We start from the raw sequence: 22,390 nt of genomic DNA, 5'->3' as shown, positions 1-22,390 counted from the left end.
AAAAGTAGGGAGGAAGAAAAGATGGGATTTGGTAATTTTCTAAAAGGAGCAGCTAAGGCTGCAGGGAATGCGATTGTTGAAAAAACGGAGGCGATTCAACAAGAAAAAGATAGAATTGCCCATTTTTCTGATGAGAAGCTTTATGAACTTGGTACACGAGGGCAGGGAAACCGACGAATTGCAGCTAGAATGCTTTTAAAAGAACGTGGTTACGAACTTTAGAAGAGTTATAAGTTGACTTATATAGGGAGCCGGATTTGTGATAATTGTAGTATATTTTGGTATCGTTATTTTGATAGCATTTGCCACATGGCTACTACCTTTGCCAGGAAAGTTAATTGCTTTAGCAATTAATTTGGTTATTCCAGAAGGAGTGCCTTTTATGGACGAAATCATTCAATTTTTAGGTATCATAAAAAACCTTTTTAGAATTGTAACACGTTTTTTTAGAAATTGATCTGTGTTAAAGTGAATGGAGCCGTAAGTGAACAAATATGGTAAAGATTAAGGGAATGTTACTTTTCATTGGCTCCAGCCACTTCTTAAATCCACCTTTGTATGTTATTTTCAGAGAAATAGCAACAGAAAAGTAGAATTACCAAGCATCTAATTTTGGTTGTTATATATAATGAAAGTTTATAAATGCCAGAAGAGAACTCATCTCTTTTAAACAGCAAGTGCGGATGTCAAGCAAACATAATTTTCTAGGGAGATTCGCACCGATAATTCAATCAATTTTCCATTGAAATGGAAAAAGTTTTAAGCTAATCTAACCATAAAGATTTATATTTTAGTGAAAATCGATTGTAATTATTACTTTTATATCGATTTTCACAGTTTCTCTCTGTATGGAGAGAATGGATTGAAATACTATATATAATAAGGTAAATGTCGCAAAAATGCGTTTCTCTCTGTATGGAGAGAATGGATTGAAATATAGAAAGCTAGTTTTAGACATTATTAGCCATAGTTTCTCTCTGTATGGAGAGAATGGATTGAAATCCTTAAATTTGTGTCATTGCTCTACTTATGGACAGTTTCTCTCTGTATGGAGAGAATGGATTGAAATACCGTGCTGTAGCATCGTTAAAGCATGATGAACGACGTTTCTCTCTGTATGGAGAGAATGGATTGAAATTCACCTCTTTACATATATAAAAATTTAAAATTAAAGTTTCTCTCTGTATGGAGAGAATGGATTGAAATTAGCACTAGAAAAAGATAAATATTGACCGTCTTGTTTCTCTCTGTATGGAGAGAATGGATTGAAATCACTTATTGTGGATTAATTAATTTAATAATAACTGTTTCTCTCTGTATGGAGAGAATGGATTGAAATTAAAAAACCCATGCTTAAAGATTAAGCGTCCAAGTTTCTCTCTGTATGGAGAGAATGGATTGAAATTGAATACATGTACAAAAAAGAGCAAGAGCGTAATTGTTTCTCTCTGTATGGAGAGAATGGATTGAAATTATGCTTCCTGAATCTCGTAGATCAGACATCATTGTTTCTCTCTGTATGGAGAGAATGGATTGAAATCACCAGTGAAAAGGGGTGAAGATAATGGAGATGGAGTTTCTCTCTGTATGGAGAGAATGGATTGAAATTAGTTGACTATTTACAAATTGTTAGAGGCGAAGAAGTTTCTCTCTGTATGGAGAGAATGGATTGAAATAAATAACGCTAATCATTTATTTAAAGGAAAACAGTTTCTCTCTGTATGGAGAGAATGGATTGAAATGGATTCGTTTTTAAACGTTTGGCAACCTCTTTGAGTTTCTCTCTGTATGGAGAGAATGGATTGAAATTATTCGATTAGCGTTGCTACCGCTGCGTCAGCTGTTTCTCTCTGTATGGAGAGAATGGATTGAAATATAGCATTGTTTAATCTGTTTTGCGATTGTTCAAGTTTCTCTCTGTATGGAGAGAATGGATTGAAATTGTAGAACCTTGTTTTGTTGTATGTTCACTTGGTTTCTCTCTGTATGGAGAGAATGGATTGAAATAAACATTGATTACGATACACGATACAGCTACACGTGTTTCTCTCTGTATGGAGAGAATGGATTGAAATAACTCAGCCCAAGCCATTTTAAGGGCCATTGTGGTTTCTCTCTGTATGGAGAGAATGGATTGAAATCTCTACATCATCACTGTGGACGGCAAATGAAAATGTTTCTCTCTGTATGGAGAGAATGGATTGAAATTCCCATTTTTCATAATTCCCATTATGCTTTATATGTTTCTCTCTGTATGGAGAGAATGGATTGAAATAATTTTAGCATTGTATAATTCTAATTTATTCACTAGTTTCTCTCTGTATGGAGAGAATGGATTGAAATCTCTTGTGGCAACCAATTGAAATGTTGACCACATGTTTCTCTCTGTATGGAGAGAATGGATTGAAATTTAGTATTTAAAATTTTTCTCCAATACAATGATCGTTTCTCTCTGTATGGAGAGAATGGATTGAAATATAGCAATATTACGTGAAGCATTGACATCTGCATGTTTCTCTCTGTATGGAGAGAATGGATTGAAATTATTAAAGGAATTAAAATAGATGGGAACAAACGTTTCTCTCTGTATGGAGAGAATGGATTGAAATGGGTAGCTTTTTATCGCGTTTGTGAGCCGGTAAGGTTTCTCTCTGTATGGAGAGAATGGATTGAAATTGTAACTCCACTTTTTATTGATTATTCATCGTTGTTTCTCTCTGTATGGAGAGAATGGATTGAAATATTTTGGTACCATCAGCTTTTATACGTGTCGTTGGGTTTCTCTCTGTATGGAGAGAATGGATTGAAATATGAATGTCAAAATTCAATCTATCTCAGCTTATGTTTCTCTCTGTATGGAGAGAATGGATTGAAATCCAAATCAACATAATTTGACATACCTGTAATATGGTTTCTCTCTGTATGGAGAGAATGGATTGAAATATTTTCGCCATTATATAGAAGAAAGTCAGATATAAGTTTCTCTCTGTATGGAGAGAATGGATTGAAATCACGCATGAGCCTGTTGATTGGTCGTTGGATCAAAGTTTCTCTCTGTATGGAGAGAATGGATTGAAATTAGTTCATAATTTTGTACTTGAAGCTCATTTTTTTGTTTCTCTCTGTATGGAGAGAATGGATTGAAATTTAAAATTAAATGAAGTTGAATTTTTGGATTGGGTTTCTCTCTGTATGGAGAGAATGGATTGAAATAAAACAGAACGCTTAACAGCTCCACGTTTAGCGCCGTTTCTCTCTGTATGGAGAGAATGGATTGAAATGACGCGAACGAAAGAAACAATTGAGCTCACAGGTGTTTCTCTCTGTATGGAGAGAATGGATTGAAATAACTGAACCAGGTGTTGCAGCTGTTATGGCGGCTGTTTCTCTCTGTATGGAGAGAATGGATTGAAATAACTGAACCAGGTGTTGCAGCTGTTATGGCGGCTGTTTCTCTCTGTGTGGAGAGAATGGATTGAAATCTTTATGGTCAAGCATTAGGCCGCGTGCATACGTGTTTCTCGCTGTATGGAGAGAATGGATTGAAATAACTGAACCAGGTGTTGCAGCTGTTATGGCGGCTGTTTCTCTCTGTGTGGAGAGAATGGATTGAAATCTTTATGGTCAAGCATTAGGCCGCGTGCATACGTGTTTCTCTCTGTATGGAGAGAATGGATTGAAATAACTGATCCAGGTGTTGCAGCTGTTATGGCGGCTGTTTCTCTCTGTATGGAGAGAATGGATTGAAATCTTTATGGTCAAGCATTGGGCCGCGTGCATACGTGTTTCTCTCTGTATGGAGAGAATGGATTGAAATCTTTATGGTCAAGCATTGGGCCGCGTGCATACGTGTTTCTCTCTGTATGGAGAGAATGGATTGAAATCAGTTTTCGCAAACTGCCTCATTTTGGGTTTTAAGTTTCTCTCTGTATGGAGAGAATGGATTGAAATTCCCCACCCTGCTACAAAACGCAGTGCATCTTGGTTTCTCTCTGTATGGAGAGAATGGATTGAAATCTCTTCACGCACCAACCAACTATAAAAACTTGATGTTTCTCTCTGTATGGAGAGAATGGATTGAAATTTTAGCTTCTTCTATTGTATCAACCTCATGGTATCGTTTCTCTCTGTATGGAGAGAATGGATTGAAATAAAAAGGCTGGGAAGAGGTGCTTTGGATTTACGGTTTCTCTCTGTATGGAGAGAATGGATTGAAATACGTCTAATTACATTGTTTTGACCGTTTATATTGTTTCTCTCTGTATGGAGAGAATGGATTGAAATACTTATAATGTCCCTATACAGTTCATTATCTTCGTTTCTCTCTGTATGGAGAGAATGGATTGAAATATCAAGTGCATCAACTTTTCTTTTTTGTCTATTGTTTCTCTCTGTATGGAGAGAATGGATTGAAATCTTGCGGTAGCCCTTTGTATGTTGACCTACAAAGTTTCTCTCTGTATGGAGAGAATGGATTGAAATTTTCCAGATCCACTCATATCTAAACAGTTTAGGAGTTTCTCTCTGTATGGAGAGAATGGATTGAAATCATTTGCTCTATCCTTTATAGCCCCCGCTAAACTCGTTTCTCTCTGTATGGAGAGAATGGATTGAAATAAGTGTTTAGTGATGGTTTTAGTCAATTTGCACAAGTTTCTCTCTGTATGGAGAGAATGGATTGAAATAATTGCAATCATTGGTGCAAATGCTGCAACTTCTGTTTCTCTCTGTATGGAGAGAATGGATTGAAATCAAGGAATGATAGATTCAGTGTCCCCACCTTCTCCGTTTCTCTCTGTATGGAGAGAATGGATTGAAATATGGTATGGGTAACCCTCATTTTGAGCATCAATCGTTTCTCTCTGTATGGAGAGAATGGATTGAAATCTGTCTAAGAAGATTAAACAGTGACCTTTGGGTGTTTCTCTCTGTATGGAGAGAATGGATTGAAATAACTTGTTTGGGTTTAATGTTAAACATGACATTAGTTTCTCTCTGTATGGAGAGAATGGATTGAAATTTGAAAAAGCATTGCAAGTTTGTAATGACAGGTTGTTTCTCTCTGTATGGAGAGAATGGATTGAAATAGCTAAAGAAATAAATAATACTTCCAATAAATGCGTTTCTCTCTGTATGGAGAGAATGGATTGAAATTAAATGAAAGTGAAACTCCAGAAGTTGCTACACGTTTCTCTCTGTATGGAGAGAATGGATTGAAATTTGATTAATATAATATTCTTTAGCTAAAGCTAATGTTTCTCTCTGTATGGAGAGAATGGATTGAAATATTTACAAACTCAATTAGAAAAGCTATGGAACTTGTTTCTCTCTGTATGGAGAGAATGGATTGAAATAATAACGGTTGAAATCACGAATAATCTTGAACATGTTTCTCTCTGTATGGAGAGAATGGATTGAAATACCCATGCGGTAGTGACCGTATTTTAAGTCCCTCCGTTTCTCTCTGTATGGAGAGAATGGATTGAAATGATATGAAAAACTTTACATTTGCAGCAACTGGGGTTTCTCTCTGTATGGAGAGAATGGATTGAAATGGATAACCCTACTACAGCAGGGAATCCTGTCGCTGTTTCTCTCTGTATGGAGAGAATGGATTGAAATTTTGATAGTGAAGAAGAAATGAAAGGTGAAGAAGTTTCTCTCTGTATGGAGAGAATGGATTGAAATTTTGATAGTGAAGAAGAAATGAAAGGTGAAGAAGTTTCTCTCTGTATGGAGAGAATGGATTGAAATATTTTATAAGTCAATATTATAATTGATATCACCTGTTTCTCTCTGTATGGAGAGAATGGATTGAAATAACAATGTCAGCAGCTGAATTTGAACAAATATGGTTTCTCTCTGTAAGGAGAGAATGGATTGAAATTAAATGAAAGTGAAACTCCAGAAGTTGCTACACGTTTCTCTCTGTATGGAGAGGATGGATTGAAATAACAATGTCAGCAGCTGAATTTGAACAAATATGGTTTCTCTCTGTAAGGAGAGAATGGATTGAAATTAAATGAAAGTGAAACTCCAGAAGTTGCTACACGTTTCTCTCTGTATGGAGAGAATGGATTGAAATAACAATGTCAGCAGATGAATTTGAACAAATTTGGTTTCTCTCTGTATGGAGAGAATGGATTGAAATATCAAATGTCTTGCCTGTACGCTTTTCATAAGTATTGTTTCTCTCTGTATGGAGAGAATGGATTGAAATAGTATCGTACAAATCACGAATTTTAGTATCCTGAAGTTTCTCTCTGTATGGAGAGAATGGATTGAAATCTAGTCAAAGACCCATGTCTAATAAAAGACCTAAGTTTCTCTCTGTATGGAGAGAATGGATTGAAATAAAGAGCAAGTATCGATCTAGGGCATAAAAAGTGTTTCTCTCTGTATGGAGAGAATGGATTGAAATTAATTCATCATCGTCTAATTCGTTAGCTTCAATGTTTCTCTCTGTATGGAGAGAATGGATTGAAATAAAAAGATTGATATTATCGCTGACGATCCTAAGCTGTTTCTCTCTGTATGGAGAGAATGGATTGAAATCGTCTGAGTTTTGAGATAGTATCCCAGCACTTCTGGTTTCTCTCTGTATGGAGAGAATGGATTGAAATTTTGGTGACGCAAAAGCGTTTTGTGCATTCTTCGTTTCTCTCTGTATGGAGAGGACAATTGAAATTTTGAGCCAGGCTTTTATTATACATTTGATTAGTCATTTCCCTTTGTATAGAGAGTTAGTTAAAGCGTGGTAAAATTAACTAGGCATGATTTATAATCAGCTAGAAAAAATAAAGGAAAACAACCATAAAGGAGACAAGATGGAAAAGACAATTGGTTGGAATTTTGATAATCATTATGTTCATTTGCCCAGTATTTTTTATTCTGAGGTTCCGTTACAGCCTGTACATTCACCAAAGCTAATACTATTGAATGAGGCACTTGCAGCATCGCTAGGATTAGATAGTCAAGCATTGCACACGGAGGAAGCGATTGCTCAATTGGCAGGCAATCAAATTCCAAAAGGAGCTAAGCCGATTGCACAGGCCTATGCAGGGCATCAGTTTGGTCATTTCACGATGCTTGGTGATGGACGTGCTCTGCTATATGGCGAACACCTTACACCTCAGTATGAACGATATGATATTGCATTAAAAGGTTCGGGGCGGACAGCTTATTCTCGAGGTGGCGATGGACGAGCTGCGCTAGGACCGATGCTGCGAGAATATATTATTAGTGAGGCAATGTTTGCATTAGGGATTCCGACTTCGCGAAGCTTGGCGGTTGTGGCAACAGGAGAAACGGTTTTACGTGAAACTGAACTATCAGGTGCGATTGTGACACGCGTTGCAAGCAGTCATTTACGAGTGGGCACTTTCCAATATGCGGCACAATGGGGAACAGATAAGGAGCTACAACTACTAGCAGACTATGCATTAGAACATCATTTCCCTAATAACGGCAATAGCCAAAATCGTTATCTTTATTTACTACAAGCAGTTATTAACCAACAAGCCTCTTTAATTGCAAAATGGCAATTAGTTGGGTTTATTCATGGTGTTATGAATACAGATAATATGACCATTAGTGGGGAAACGATTGATTATGGACCTTGTGCATTTATGGATACCTATGATCCAGCAACCGTGTTTAGCTCGATTGATCGACAAGGTCGTTATGCTTATGGTAACCAGCCAAATATCGGTGGCTGGAATTTAATGCGCTTAGCCGAAGCTTTATTACCACTAATCCATGACAATCAAGAGGAGGCTGTTCAACTTGCACAAGATGCATTACAGCAATACCCACAGCTCTATTATCAAAATTGGCTAACAGGAATGCGTACAAAGCTTGGACTTTTTAATAAAGAGCAGGAAGATGGACAGCTTGTTGAAGACCTTCTCGAACTTATGACACAATACAAGGCAGATTACACAAATACATTTATCGCATTAACTTTAGAGCAGGCTGATGCATCGGAGTTATGGAATGCATCTGCATTTAAAGAATGGCATCAAAAATGGCTTGCTCGCTTAACAAGACAGCCACAAACAAAGGAAATGTCCCAACAATTAATGCAACAGCACAATCCTGCTGTTATTCCACGTAATCATCGGGTAGAAGAGGCATTAGAGGCTGCTGTTGAGCGTGGGGACTATAGCTTGGTTAATAAACTACTGAATGTTCTTGCACAGCCCTTTGCCTATACAAAGGAGCAGCAGGCTTATGCTTCATTGCCAGAGCCATCGCAACAACCATATCGCACTTTTTGCGGCACATAAGCTTAAAACGAGGGGACTTATTCTCTCGTTTTTTGGTGTCCCTATAGCAGCCAAAAGCATATTCTATGTTATGAATATCGCTAAAGGGGAATGGAGAAGATGCATAAATATTCAAAAGGATGGTTTGTAAAAGAGCTACGTGCACATGGAATTTTAGTACATCCTCAATTAAAAAGTCATCTAGGCTTATTTAAGGAGTCCGAATTACGTAATTTATATTATCGCTATGTGGAAGTGCAGGCAAAATAGTTTGAATAACTCCTTTCTTGGAAAAACTAGACGATAGAAAGGAGTTATACTATGTGGATTGGGACGCAAACATGGCAAGATGTATTATTTTTACATTGGCCAATAGCACCTAAAATATTGGTGAAATATATTCCGCAAGAGTTAAAACTGGATATTTATAAAGATAATGCTTGGCTTAGTGTCGTTCTTTTTAAAGTCAAAGGACAACGGCTACGATTTCTCCCGCCACTTCCTGGAATTAGCTCCTATTTACAATTAAATGTTCGTACATATGTGGAGTATAACGGCAGGAAAGGTATTTATTTTTTTCATTTAGATATTACGAATCAACTTCTTGTAAAACTAGCTACAATGGGTAGTTTACCATATCGTTATACAGAAATATTTTTACAACAGGGTTTATATACAAGCCGCTATAAAACATTTGATGAAAGATTAAGGGTTATTTATAAGCCAGCAGATAATACTAATTTAGTGTTCGATCAATGGCTAGTGGAACGTTATCATTCATGGGCAAAATGGGGCAATGCTTTATTTCGTATTGATATTCAACATGCCCCATGGCAGCTACAGCAAGCCTATGCTACGATCCAAAGCAACACGCTAGCACCTTTTCTTAAAAATACATTTCAGCATACACAACCCATCGCTCATTATGCAAAACAGCAAGTAGCAAAGGTTTTTCTACCAGTTATTGAACATACTTAATCTTCATAGATCATTTTCTTTGTCATACCCCCATCAACTGTCAAATTAATACCTGTAACAAAATTATTGTTGGGGTTTGTTAAATAGAAACAAGCTTGGGCAATATCTTCAGGAACACCGACTCGTCCTGATAAATGCTGGGTATGATCGATTGGACGAAGCGCCTTATAATCTCCTGTTTCAATCCATCCTGGTGAAATACAATTTACAGTAATGCGATCAGGACCCAATGACCGTGCTAAAGCATGAGTCAATGCGACAATCCCGCCTTTTGTGGCTGCATAGGCTTCTGTATAAGGCTCAGACATTTCAGCTCGCGTAGAGGCAAGCGAAACAATTGCACCACCTCTTGTATTATTTCTCATTACTTTCGCTGCTTCCCTTGCACAGAAAAAGGCACTTGTTAAATTTGTTTGTAAGAGATAATTCCATTCCTCACATGTCACATCATAAGGAGATTTATGCTGAAATTTGCCAGCATTATTAATGAGTATATTAATCGTTCCAAATTGCTCAACAGTGTGTTGCATTAAATAAACAATATCCTGTTCCTTTGTGACATCCGTTTTCACAAATAAAGCAGGGAGACCTTGCGCTAGCATGTCCTTTTCTAGCTGCTGTCCTAAATCATCATTGATATCAGCAATAACAACGTTCGCGCTATTTTGCGCATAAGCCAGCACAATGCCTTTACCAATCCCTTGAGCCCCACCTGTAACAATCACAACCGAATCCTTAAACATCCACATACCTCCAAGTGTTATAGTGCCAATATTTTAACAAATATTTGCTTGTTCCTACTATCTAAAAGAACAAAGAAATGGCATAATAACGTTGTGGCAACCTATTATTAATCATCATGAGGCAAACCTTGCCTTCAGAGTAAAATTAATGTTGACATTCTGCTTCAAAGTACATATAATAAATATTGTCCTTCATATGGGACATCTAAAATAAAGTATCCAAAAGTATTATAATAATATTATGTCTCAGTAGCTCAGCTGGATAGAGCAACGGCCTTCTAAGCCGTCGGTCGGGGGTTCGAATCCCTCCTGGGACGTCTGAAAATCAGTCACAAACCATTGAGATAATTGAATTTGTGAGAAATTGGGGATTCAGTCACTGATGCTGAGTCCCTTTTTTGTACCCAAAATTATGTCATCTACTACAAACCAAAGTATCTTCCAATTCACGTGAATAGAGGATTTTTTATGTAGATTTTACATTCCGAGCAATGGAGATTATTTATGGAAGAATGCACTATGAATTGCAAACCCTTTTATAAAACATTAGCAGCATAACCATGACAGAGGTGTATGCTGCTAATGCCAAAATATTTCCTTAGATTGTATTAATTATGTTGTTAGTTCCCAATTCTCGGCTGCTTGTCGGATATTGATAAAGTGACGATAGACACCGTTTTCTTTTAACAATGAGTCATGTGTTCCTTTTTGGGCGATTTTTCCGTCTTTCAGCACGATAATTTGATCGGCATTTTGGATCGTTGCTAAACGATGGGCGATGATAATGGTTGTTTTCCCTTGCGTTAATTTTTCAAGGGCAGTTTGGATAAGTGTTTCGTTTTCAGGATCAAGACTTGCTGTTGCCTCATCCAGTATAATAATGGGTGCATTTTTCAAAATGGCACGGGCAATAGAGATTCGCTGTTTCTCACCACCTGATAGTGAAGAGCCGCCATCACTGAGAACCGTGTTATAGCCATACTCAAGTGACATAATAAAGTCGTGACATTGTGCCTTTTTCGCAGCTTCAATCACTTCGTCTTTCGAAGCATTTGGGTTACCAAAAAGAATATTATTATAAATTGTATCATTGAATAAATAGACCTTTTGGAATACCATGCTAATGGATGATAAAAGACTGTTTAACTGTATCGTATTAATGTTAATACCATCAATCAAAATAGCCCCTTTATGGACATCATAAAAACGGGCAGTCAAATTGCAAAGAGTGGTTTTTCCTGAGCCTGATGGTCCAACAATGGCTGTTGTTGTCCCCTCTGGAATGGTGAATGATACATCTTGAATAATAGGTCTATTATCATATGAGAAGGAGACCTGATCAAACTGAATAGTATGATGCTGAAGCTGAATATCTTTACCTTCTTCGTCAATGAAGGTTGTATTTTCAATGGATTCCAGCTTATCTAGGGTACGATTGATCGTTTCTAAGACATGTGTAGCATCACTAATAGGCTCAACACTGTCAAACATCACAAATGAAAATAGGATAATCAAGAACATATCAGCAAGCACCATTTCTTCATTGGTCACGAAGTAAGCAGCAACAAATACTAGCAGTACAGAAGCAAGTTTTAAAGCCATTCGATGTCCGACATTGAAAGCACCAAAACCTTTTTGAATATTGATATTGACTTGCTTGCTATTCTGGAAGGCTTCTTGAATATTGCGAGCTGCAATACCTTCTTGATTAAAATTTTTAATCACGGCCATCCCACGTAAATATTCTAATGTCGCACTGACAAGCTGGTGCTGGCTTTTTTGATGGTAACTAGCATTTTTTCTACTATGATGTTGAAGAAGTTTAAGAAAGATGGTAGAAAAAATAATACCACCAATAGCTACGAAAGCCAGCATTGGCTGATAAAAGAACAGGAAGAGAATCATCGTAAATGTCATAATGTAGCCATTGACAACTACATCAATCATTTTGATGCCCATCATTTCAAAAAATGATAAATCGGTTGTCACAGCACTATTAATGTCACCAATCCGATGCTTATGAAAAAATCCAAGGGAGACCCTTTTTAAGGTATGCCCCATTTTGATTCGGTGGTCAGCTGTTATTTCATAGCCAATGCTTTCCTGCACGATTGCCTTTAAATAGGAAAAGATAAATCGACCAACAATAGATAGCACTAAAAATAATAGTAATAACCAAATTATGTTTACTTCTAATGTTTTTATACCATAATAGTCGTCAAGCATTAGCTGTAAGCCATGAGCGGTGATAACAATTGGTAGAGCAATACAGACAGATTGAAAAAAAGAGAAAACAAAACCTAAATATAAACGCCTTTTGTATGGACCAATCCATTGTGTAATTCTTTGTAAGATTTTAACCATTTGACGATACCTCCTGCGAATTATCCGATTCAGATAGGCGTTCATTTTTCTTTGAACTAATATGTGCCTGCCATAATTTTTGATAAAGATTATTCGTGGCGAGCAGTTCAGCATGGCTACCAATATGATGAATGCGCCCATCTTTTAACACAACAATTTGATCGGCATGCTTAATGGTCGATAGTCTGTGTGCAATAACAATCAATGTTTTAGCTTTCGCTAGTTCATTAAAAGCCTTCTGAATTTCTGCTTCATTTTCAGGATCTGTAAAAGCTGTCGCTTCATCAAGGATAATAATCGGTGCATCCTTTAAGATGGCACGAGCAATCGCAATGCGTTGCTTTTCACCACCCGATAATTTATTGCCAGCTTCACCAGAATCAGTATGATAGCCATTTTCTAATCGAGAAATAAAGGTATCGCATCTTGCTAGACGTGCTGCTCTATATACATCTTCATCACTGGCATGTGGATTACCCATTCGAATATTTTCTAAAAGACTTGTTTTAAATAAAAAATTATCCTGAGCAACATAGCTAATTTGTTTAGACAGGGTATTAGGGTGAATATCTTTAATATTTATACCACCAATGGTAATACTTCCATCTGTCACATCCCAAAAGCGTGCCAGTAGTTTGGCAATGGTCGATTTACCACTTCCTGAAGGTCCAACAAGTGCTGTGTAACTTCTTTCAGGAATCATCAATGAAAGATTGTCAATGACTTTATGCTGGTCATCATAACTAAATGAAATATTATTCATCTCAATCGTATAATTTGTTGGTGTTACAGCCTCTTGAACGGTAATTGGTAGTGACTCGAGCTGTAAATATGCTTTTGTATCCTCAATGGCAAATTCAATAGCCTTGAAGTCATTGACAAAAACAGTAAACTTCATAAGTGGATAAATAAGCCCCATAGATAAAATAAGACAAATCATTAATTGTGCGGGGTTAATGGCATTATTATAATAAAGCCATAAACCAATTGGTAATGTCCCAACAAGCGTAGAGGGTAAAATTGCGTTCCCTAATGTCATCCATGGCCATGTACTACGAAACCATTTCATTGTATAATTTTTAAAATCTGTAATAGCCATAGAAAACTTTTTATAAGATTCATTTGTTTGATTAAATGTTTTAATGACCTCTATACCTTCTACATACTCTACAATAACACTGTTCATATGATTACTAGCATCCATATACTGCTGATATTGCGCGTTAAAATTTTTCATCATAAAGGCATAGACGATAAAAGCAATTGGTACTGTTACAAGTGAGGCAAGTGCTAGTCGATAATCAATCGTTAGCATATAGATGAAGACACCAATTGGTAATAATAGATTGGAAATACCTTCAGGAATAATATGGGCTAGTGGCAATTCCAATGTTTCAACGCGATCAATGACAACGTTTTTGATTTTTCCAACTGGTTGATTAAGAATATGACCGAGTGGTGCTCGTATTAATCTTTCAGCTAGCTGTAAACGTATTTCCTCCAGAATATTATAAGCAGCCCGATGTGAGAAATAGCTTGATATCGCATGAAATACTGTTTGAGCAAAATAACCGATTGCTGCTATCGTAATCCAAAAAATGATACTCTGCATTGTTTGTACATCATCAATTAAAGAAGTGAGTATTTGATAGACGGCTACATATGGAACTAATCCACCAAATACACTAATAATCGCTAATAGCACAGATAATGTAAGAGGTATTTTGGAACTCCCTGCAAATTGAATAATTGACTTTATCCAGTGTTCTTTTCTTTCAATATGTTCCAAGTTTTCACATCCTTTATTTATTAAATATCATTATGTTCTTGATCGTGCCCTGAGCTAATTCAAACGTTCCATCACAACAAAGTGAAATCAGCTCAGGGTCATGGGTAATTATAAAGACTTGTTTATGCTGGTTCCGCAACATATTGACACAATACGCAACCTGTTTCATATGATGATAATCAAGTCCGCTCGTTGGCTCATCCATAATAACTAATTGTGTATCTGCGGCAATCGCAGAAAGAATGGCTATCCGTTGTTTTTCACCACCAGATAGAGACATTGGGTGAGCATTTTTAAATTGAATGGCATCCAATAGGGAAAGTAATTCAAGTGCCCTATCTTTATTAGGCTTAGGCATAGAAAGGAGAATTTCTGTTAAAACACTCTCCGTAAATAATTGATGATGTACATCTTGCATAACAATACTACTTATTTTTAAGCATTGCTTTTTCTTAAAAGAAACATTGTTGATGTGTAGTGTAGGGGAAGCTTTCTTATTGATGCCAGTTAAAGATTTAGCAAATGTTGATTTACCTGCACCATTATGACCAGTGATTGCAAATATTGCTGGAAATGGAAGGTCTAATTTTTCTATACATAATTGAAAATCATGATGAGTATACATGAGTGCGTCAACCTTAAAATGTGAATTTGTCTTTAGGGGGCAGGTTTGTTGAGGCATCAGTTCTTCAAGATGAATTGCTCGAAGGCCAAGCTGATAAAGTGCCTCATTTGACATATTGAGCATCTCTTGTTGTGAAAAAATATATTTGATTGTACCTTCTTCCAGCAATACAAATCTGTCTGCAAGCATCTTTAAGTAATGCAGTCGATGCTCAGAAATAATAATCGTTTTACCTTGAGCTTTCCAACGTACAATCATTTCGCTGAGCTGTGCCGTTGCCTCTTGATCCAAATTAGCAGATGGTTCATCAAGGATGATAACAGGAGGCTCATGAATCGCGACAGATGCACAGGCTATCCTTTGTTTTTCTCCTCCTGAAAGGTGAAACAAATTTTTTTGTAGGAGGGGATATAACCCAAACTGTTCAACAATTTTTGCTTTTCGACTGAGTATCTCTTCTATCTGGTATCCCAAAGTTTTCGACTGTAAAAACAAGCTCACTATCTGTGTCACTGTTATAAAATTGCGTTTTAGGATTTTGAAAGACAGGCCAGTGAGCTTGGCAATTTCGTATATTTTTAAAAATTGAAGATCTTGATTATCCAAAAAAATAGCCTCTTTCAGTTGTCCATCTATGTAATGAGGGATAAGCCCATTCAATAATTTTGTAAGCGTTGTTTTGCCACAACTGGATTTACCACATAGCACGATCACCTCACCTTGAGGAATAGTTAAGTTTATATTTTGCAAGGCCATTCTTGTTTGATGATTGTATAAAAAGGATACATTTTTGAGCTGTATCATAAAAGCGCCTCAAACTAAACGCAGCATATGATAGAGACATAGAAAATGAACTTGATTTAAGTTTGATAAAAAGAATATCAGCAAACAATCCACACACCATCCCAGTAAGTAGCGGATAAATGCCATTTCCACCCATTGACATCATAATTAATCCACAAATAATACCGCTTAATGTAATCATGCCAAATCTCTCAGTTTTTGCTAAAAACAAAATAAAGGGAACACCACCAACAATACCAACTAAAACAGGTAACAATGCATTAAAAATAGGTATGTAGCCTAACAATGAGACTGTAAATAGAAGGGCAAAAAAATGCCTGTGTAAATACCGACTGTCATAAAATCTTCTGTACGTAAAACTTTCTTTTTTTGCATAATAATAACTCCTTTCAAAATAAATTAACAGATTATTTACTTTTTTGAATATTTTAGGTTAATCTAAAAAGAGTATAGTTGATAATGAATATCAATGTCAATTAGATAGTGAAAGAAAATTTTATTTCCGAAAATAACCAATAAAGAGTATTGCATTTATATTTAGAATAATTTAGAATATAAGACATCATCGATAATGATATTCATTCTCAATTAATTATAGAATAATTTTATTGGTATTGTTAAGCAAATATTAAAATATTTTTGAAAGTGTGGAATTTACTTGTTAAAAATCAGTCATATTCAATGTAGAGTAACCAATATTAAAAAGGCTGTTAATGATTTTAAAAAAGCTGGGTTTCAGGTTGAATGGGGGAGGAACCCCAAAAATTCTCTTAATGCATTTATATGGTTTGAACAAGGTCCTTTTGTTGAATTATTTGAAATGAAGCGATTTATGTCACCTATTAGTATTCCATTAGGAATTATCTATGGGAAATCAATGCAAGAACGTTGGAAGAAATGGATGGTTCAGCATGAAGGTCTAATTGACTTTGCTTTAGAAGGATATAAAGAAGAAATTGCTAAGCAAGATAACTTAGACTCCGTAAGAAGAGAAATAAATAATCTAGGCATTAAAACATCTAAAGTGCTAAATGGTAGGAGGAAGAAGCCGACAGGAGAAATTATAACATACGGATTTTTCTCTTTATCACCTATTGAGCTACCCTTTGTTGTTTCTGCTTATAGTACGCCTCAAAGACCTAAATCTATTCACCATACAAATGGGGCTAAGCATATTCATTCGATGTCAATTAGTTGCACCAAACATACAGCAGAGGTACTGAGCACTATTTTGAAAGATGATGTGAAATTGCATATTGATGTGGCTAATAATTTCAAAATTAATAATGTTGTCATTGAAGGATTAACGGAAAAGGTTGACGCTCAATTACTACATGGCGCGAGCTTAATAAACAAGGATTACATATTACATGAAAAAGGTGAGGGTGCGAAGTGAGCCAAAATATGAAGCATTTAAGAGATGAAATATACAAATTAAAGGCACAAGGAATCGTATTATGGACTAGCAACGGTAAGTTAAATTTTAAAGCTGATAAGGATAAGCTATCCGAAGATATTATGTCGTTTCTTAAAACTTATAAAGAGCAATTGATAAATGTTTTGGAGCATGAGGAGCAAGATAATACGTTTCCATTAACACCTATTCAATCAGCTTATTTAGTAGGCAGTATGGATAGTTTTGAATATGGAGGTGTATCAAGTCATATTTATATGGAACTTGAATATGATCAACTAGATAAAACGAAGACTGAGCATGTGTGGATGGCACTAATAGAACGTCATGAAATGCTAAGGACTACAATGAATCATAATGGATATCAAAGTGTATTAGACGAAATGCCAAAAATAGAAATACGCTATGAAGACTTAACAACAAATGGTGTTGATGATTATCAGCGTCTCGATGCAATTAGACAGGAATTAGGGAGTAAAACCTATTCATCAGATCGTTGGCCGTTGTTTGATATTGCGTTGAGTAAAAGAATGCACGGGACAACAATGCATGTGTCTTTTGATTTTTTAATTGTTGATTGGGCAAGCATTTGGATATTAATAAAAGAGTTTGAGACGATTTATTTTAAAGAAAACGTAATATTACCGAATAATGATTTTACCTTTAAAGAATATGTGAAGTTAGTAGATGAGATGAGACATCAAAAGAAATATAAAGAGGATCAAGCCTATTGGTATAACAGAGTAATAGATCTTCCAGCAGCACCTACATTGCCTAAATTGTCATTATTACATGATGAAAAATCTTTTGAACGCTATTTTATTCAATTGAATAAAAATGATTGGGATACATTAAAACGTTCTATTGCTAATAGGGGCATAACTGCTACAAGTGTGTTGTTCACCTTATATAGTCAGTGTTTAGCCAAATGGAGCATAAATAAGCATTTTATCATTAACCTTATTCTGTTAAATAGATATCCTGTCCATCCAAATGTCAATCGCGTTGTTGGTGATTTTACATCTATTAATTTAACCGAAGTTGACTTTAGAAATAAAGAAACAACTTTTTTTAATAATGTGAATAATATACAACAACAAATGTTTCGTGATTTAGACCACAGTAATTTTTCAGGTATAGAGGTGTTGAGAGAGATTACAAGACAAAAGGGACAAGCACATGCTTTTATGCCCTTTGTTTTCACAAGTGCTATCAATTTAATTGATTCACATGGATTAATAGGGAAAATGAATGAATATGGCATTAGCCAAACACCACAAGTGTTTATTGATTGTCAGGTAATGGATGATGACAATGGCTTACGTGTGAACTGGGATGTAAGAAAAGGCGTTTTTCCTGCCAATTTAATTCAAGATATGTTTTCATCATTTGAAGCTGCTTTATTAAGGCTAGTACATGACGATGAGGCATGGGAATCGTCATCGCTAGTGACGTTGCCAGATGCACAAATTCAACTTAGAGCAAGCGTAAATAATACGATCAATAATAGTGTAGTGAACCGTTTGTTACATCAAGGATTTTTTGAACAGGCATTACAACAACCTAATAGTATAGCAGTTATAGAGGGAGAACATCATTATTCATATCAAGCCCTACGCAGTATGGTATTTAAATTAGGAACATTGCTTCAGAAGTATCAGGTCAAAGCAGGTGATAGGATAGCCATTATTTCTGATAAATCCGTATATCAAGTTACGAGTGTATTAGCAATACTATCATTGGGAGCCGTCTATGTGCCAATTGACAAGGCACAGCCAATTAGTCGAATAAAAAAAATAATCGATCAAAGTCAAGTAACCACTGTTTTAGTTGATGAACCTGATCCGATATATAACATTTTGCAGCAGCAACTAATTATAGCTAACCAATTAGTAGAGATTGAGGAGGCATCATACGAAGTTTATGACGGAGATGCTGACAAGCTTGCCTATATTATTTTTACGTCTGGTTCAACAGGAGAACCAAAAGGTGTAGCGATGTCTCATGCAGGAGCAATGAATACAATTGAAGATATCAATAGGAGATTTTGTATTACCAATAGCGATCGTGTTTTAGCATTATCAAAGCTTAATTTTGATCTTTCTGTTTATGACATTTTTGGTTTATTAAGTGCTGGTGGTACGATTGTCTATCCTGAACAAGGACATCTGTATGATGCTAATTATTGGTTAACGTGTATTAAAACAAAGAAGATTACAATGTGGAATACAGTACCTGCACTGATGAAACTGCTTTTAAGTGCAGATGGAATAGAGCAATTAAACATTAAATCGATGAAAACTATTTTATTATCAGGGGATTGGGTACCACCAAAAATGGTCAAACATTGTGCAAGTATTTTTCCTGAAAGTGTCATCATTGCTTTAGGTGGTGCGACGGAAGCGGGTATTTGGTCAAACTATCACCTCTGTTGTAAAGAAGATTTTGATAGAGAGACAATTCCTTATGGTTTTCCATTGGCTAATCAGCACTATAATATTTTGGATGAAAATAATGAAGATTGTCCGAATTGGGTTTGTGGGGAATTGTATATTGGTGGTAAAAGTCTTGCACAGGGCTACTATAATAATCCTGAAATAACAAAGGAGCGTTTTATTACCAATGGTAAACAAGAAAGATTATATCGTACAGGTGACTACGGCAGATATATGGATAATGGGGAAATTGAATTTATAGGACGCCTCGACAATCAAGTGAAATTACGAGGGAATCTTGTGAATTTAGGAGAAATCGAATCATTATTGAATAAACATGAAAAAATTGATATTTCATGTGCTGTTGTACTAAATGAGCAACAACTTTATGCGGTTGTTAAATTATTGGATAAGGGTAGTCAAATAAATATTTATGGTGAGGATTTCATTGATTATCTTACTAGTTTATTACCTCAATATATGGTGCCAGTCAAAATATTTATTCTATCGGATATTCCATTAAATTCTAATGCAAAATTAGACCGACAATATATAAAAAATCAGGTACAACAACTAGTTGTGGAAAGTGCGAATGTTGTGGTGGAAATTGAAGAGGTTGAAACGCAAAATCAATTGGAAGAGGCACTCAGTCATTTTGCACAGGAGATACTTCATGTAGAACATGTTCAAGTAAGCAAAAATTTATACGATTATGGAGCGGATTCCTTAACATTATCGCAATTAGCGGGAAAAATAACAAAATATATTGAGAATGATAATCAATTTCGTGGCTTGACATTTGATTTTATTCTTAGACAACTGTTAAATGAACCAATTATTGAATTTGTTGCACAGAGGTTAGTGCAATCTACAGTGAAAGAAGGTAATGAGGCACACCAATCCATTAAATTGAACCATTCACAATCAATTGGCTTAGTAAAAGAAGAGTCGCCTTTACATGGTGAACCTTTACGTATTGTTGTCCATGCTGGGTTAGGAACGATGAATGCTTTTAAATATTTAAATAAACATTTAGTCGAGCAGGCTGTAGGTACAGTAGTTAGTATATCTGTTCAAGATATTCATCAATATTTAGCAATTGATCCTTCAGTATTAATTGAGCATTTAGCAGATGATTATGTTTCACAAATAGTAGAAAGAGAACCCGCTCAAATTCAATTAATTGGCTATTGTATGGGTGGACTTATAGCTCTTGAAATGGCAAGAAGGTTACTGGACAAAGGAATAGAGATTATAGACTTTACCTTAATTGATAGTGCTCCTGTTTTATATGATATTGAGGATTCAATTCCATTAGAACTAATTTTTATCACAAACTTCTATATTACTGTTGAAGATGTATATGAAGGTGCTACAAATCAAGAATTGATGGATGCTATTATCTATGTTTTTTATCAAAATAATGAAAGTCTAAGTGCGGCAAATCTTGAGGAGCTAAAAAATGAAGCAAAATATGAAGCAATCTACCAATTTATTAGAAAGCTATCACAGCTAAGTAGAGAACAGCGGTTTAAAGATTATCGCGCAGCTATTGAACGAAAAACAGGAGAAATTATCCCAGATGAGATGCTAGAAGGATGTTACAATATTTATTTACAAAGTTTTAAGGGGTCAAACATACGACCGATGGCTTACTTTGGCGATATTCGTTATTTAGTTGCTAAGGAGGATATGGACTTTATCTTCACAAATAAACAGGATACGTTAACATTTTGGAAGGAATTATGTATTGGGCATTTTGAGGAAATACCAATCGAAGGAAATCATATTACATGTATAGAGGATAATGAGAATGCCTATAAAGTTGCTGAAATGCTACTAGAGCCCATCAATCATCAATTAATTAGGAGCATTCATCACCATGAATAGAAAGTCTATTGGAATTGTTGGTGCAACAGGACAAGTAGGTTCAGGAGTTGTTGAGACATTATTAGAAAATAATTCTTACCAATTATTACTAGGTAGTAGAAAAATAGAAAAGTTAGTTGAGAAATATGGCAATGAATCAGAAGCTATCCAATATAAAGCAGTTGATGTTTTTGACAAAAAGAGCCTTATTTCCTTTTGCTATAATTGCGATTTAATGATTAACACTGCTGGGCCTTCCTCTATTGTACTTGATCGAGTAGCAGATGCTTGTATGGAAACGAACACAAATTATCTTGATGTGTCTGGCGATAAAACGATGAAAACAGCGATAAAAGATGCGATGACAAAGCGAAATAGTTCAATAACTCTAGCCATTTCAGCTGGCGTCTATCCTGGATTGACCGAAATGTTTCTTGCATTCTTGATGCAAAATAATCATGAATCTATTGATGATATACGCTGTTATTTTGCAGGTAAAGGAAATTTCTCTGAAACGGGAGCCTACGACATTATATCAAGCCTAGAAAAAGATGAGGGACACGGGATGGCTTATTACTGTAATGGAGCGATTAAGAAGATGACCTCAGGAATAGGCAGTCAAATTATATTACCGCCACCGTTTAATGAAGTATACACTTTACCAGTTATAAGTGAGGAGTATATGGAATGCTTAAACGATTTTAAGATTACAAATGCTCACTTTTATAATACCTTTGCAACGCAAAAAATGTTAACAGATTTTATTACGATTAAGGCAATGCAGTTATTTAAGACAGAAGAGGAAAAGAGAGCTTCTGCTAATCGTTTGATGAAAACCTATAGTACAAAGGATAAAAGCCAAGGATTCATTATATATGTTGTTTGGGATGAAAATGGAGTAAAAAGGAAAAAGTGGTTACAAAGTAGTACAAACTGGAATTATTGTTCTGGTGTAGTAGCAGCTTGTGTGGCCATGCAAATGTTAGATATTGATTTTACAAAGAAAAAAGGGTGCTACTTTGCACAATCAATAATCGATAGTAAAGAGCTTTTTAATCAACTACTGAGAACAGGATATATCTCAATGATAGAGGAGAATTAA

Annotated in this window: 13 protein-coding genes, 1 tRNA gene and 1 CRISPR repeat array; of the genes, 9 read left to right on the top strand and 5 right to left on the bottom strand. The window is 35.7% G+C overall.

Features of this window, described 5'->3' with window-relative positions:
* The first annotated feature begins 21 nt into the window (after positions 1–21).
* The 5 genes from ADM90_RS18450 to ADM90_RS18435 all read left to right on the top strand — a co-directional run bounded on the left by ADM90_RS18450 (position 22) and on the right by ADM90_RS18435 (position 9,245).
* Complete coding sequence (locus ADM90_RS18450; RefSeq protein ID WP_053996376.1) at positions 22–222, top strand: hypothetical protein; 201 nt, start codon at positions 22–24, stop codon at positions 220–222.
* A gap of 37 nt (positions 223–259) precedes the next feature.
* Complete coding sequence (locus tag ADM90_RS18445; RefSeq protein WP_053996375.1) at positions 260–457, top strand: hypothetical protein; 198 nt, start codon at positions 260–262, stop codon at positions 455–457.
* A 379-nt stretch (positions 458–836) separates the two neighbouring features.
* A CRISPR array of direct repeats spans positions 837–6,623; the repeat unit is 33 nt; unit sequence GTTTCTCTCTGTATGGAGAGAATGGATTGAAAT.
* A 204-nt stretch (positions 6,624–6,827) separates the two neighbouring features.
* Positions 6,828–8,288: a protein adenylyltransferase SelO gene (locus ADM90_RS18440; RefSeq protein ID WP_053996374.1), complete on the top strand. Its 1,461-nt coding sequence runs from the start codon at positions 6,828–6,830 to the stop codon at positions 8,286–8,288.
* A 99-nt stretch (positions 8,289–8,387) separates the two neighbouring features.
* Complete coding sequence (locus ADM90_RS24050) at positions 8,388–8,537, top strand: DUF2639 domain-containing protein (protein WP_083448608.1); 150 nt, start codon at positions 8,388–8,390, stop codon at positions 8,535–8,537.
* Between the two features lie 51 nt (positions 8,538–8,588).
* Complete coding sequence (locus ADM90_RS18435; protein ID WP_053996373.1) at positions 8,589–9,245, top strand: YqjF family protein; 657 nt, start codon at positions 8,589–8,591, stop codon at positions 9,243–9,245.
* Here the strand turns inward: ADM90_RS18435 and ADM90_RS18430 are convergent.
* A complete protein-coding gene (locus tag ADM90_RS18430) occupies positions 9,242–9,988 on the bottom strand; it encodes an SDR family oxidoreductase (protein ID WP_053996372.1) in 747 nt (248 codons plus the stop codon). The two genes, ADM90_RS18435 and ADM90_RS18430, sit on opposite strands and share 4 nt — an antisense overlap.
* A gap of 243 nt (positions 9,989–10,231) precedes the next feature.
* On the opposite strand from ADM90_RS18430, the gene ADM90_RS18425 reads away from it, so the two are divergent.
* Positions 10,232–10,305 (top strand) — tRNA-Arg (locus tag ADM90_RS18425).
* Positions 10,306–10,600: 295 nt separating this feature from the next.
* Here ADM90_RS18425 and ADM90_RS18420 read toward each other — a convergent pair.
* From ADM90_RS18420 to ADM90_RS25610, 4 genes are read right to left on the bottom strand one after another with little or no spacing between them, the layout of a single operon-like run.
* Entirely contained in the window at positions 10,601–12,352 is a 1,752-nt protein-coding gene (locus ADM90_RS18420) for an ABC transporter ATP-binding protein (RefSeq protein ID WP_053996371.1), read from the bottom strand.
* On the bottom strand, positions 12,345–14,132 hold the full coding sequence (locus tag ADM90_RS18415; RefSeq protein WP_053996728.1) for an ABC transporter ATP-binding protein: 1,788 nt from the start codon (positions 14,130–14,132) through the stop codon (positions 12,345–12,347). Before ADM90_RS18415 ends, ADM90_RS18420 begins: the two co-directional genes overlap by 8 nt.
* 22 nt (positions 14,133–14,154) lie before the next feature.
* The gene (locus tag ADM90_RS18410) at positions 14,155–15,570 is read right to left on the bottom strand and encodes an ATP-binding cassette domain-containing protein (protein WP_053996370.1); all 1,416 of its coding nucleotides are present in this window, start codon (positions 15,568–15,570) and stop codon (positions 14,155–14,157) included.
* The gene (locus ADM90_RS25610) at positions 15,482–15,826 is read right to left on the bottom strand and encodes an MptD family putative ECF transporter S component (protein WP_412177001.1); all 345 of its coding nucleotides are present in this window, start codon (positions 15,824–15,826) and stop codon (positions 15,482–15,484) included. Before ADM90_RS25610 ends, ADM90_RS18410 begins: the two co-directional genes overlap by 89 nt.
* 402 nt (positions 15,827–16,228) lie before the next feature.
* On the opposite strand from ADM90_RS25610, the gene ADM90_RS18405 reads away from it, so the two are divergent.
* The 3 genes from ADM90_RS18405 to ADM90_RS18395 are packed head-to-tail and all read left to right on the top strand — an operon-like array spanning position 16,229 to position 22,390.
* A complete protein-coding gene (locus ADM90_RS18405) occupies positions 16,229–16,966 on the top strand; it encodes a VOC family protein (protein WP_053996369.1) in 738 nt (245 codons plus the stop codon).
* 8 nt (positions 16,967–16,974) lie between these two features.
* On the top strand, positions 16,975–21,309 hold the full coding sequence (locus tag ADM90_RS18400) for an amino acid adenylation domain-containing protein (RefSeq protein WP_161804089.1): 4,335 nt from the start codon (positions 16,975–16,977) through the stop codon (positions 21,307–21,309).
* Positions 21,302–22,390, top strand: coding sequence for a saccharopine dehydrogenase NADP-binding domain-containing protein (locus ADM90_RS18395; protein WP_053996367.1), 1,089 nt, complete (start codon positions 21,302–21,304; stop codon positions 22,388–22,390). Before ADM90_RS18400 ends, ADM90_RS18395 begins: the two co-directional genes overlap by 8 nt.

This window comes from Lysinibacillus macroides (assembly GCF_001281525.1).
GTDB lineage: Bacteria > Bacillota > Bacilli > Bacillales_A > Planococcaceae > Lysinibacillus > Lysinibacillus macroides.
This window is presented reverse-complemented; position numbering and strand designations above follow the sequence as displayed.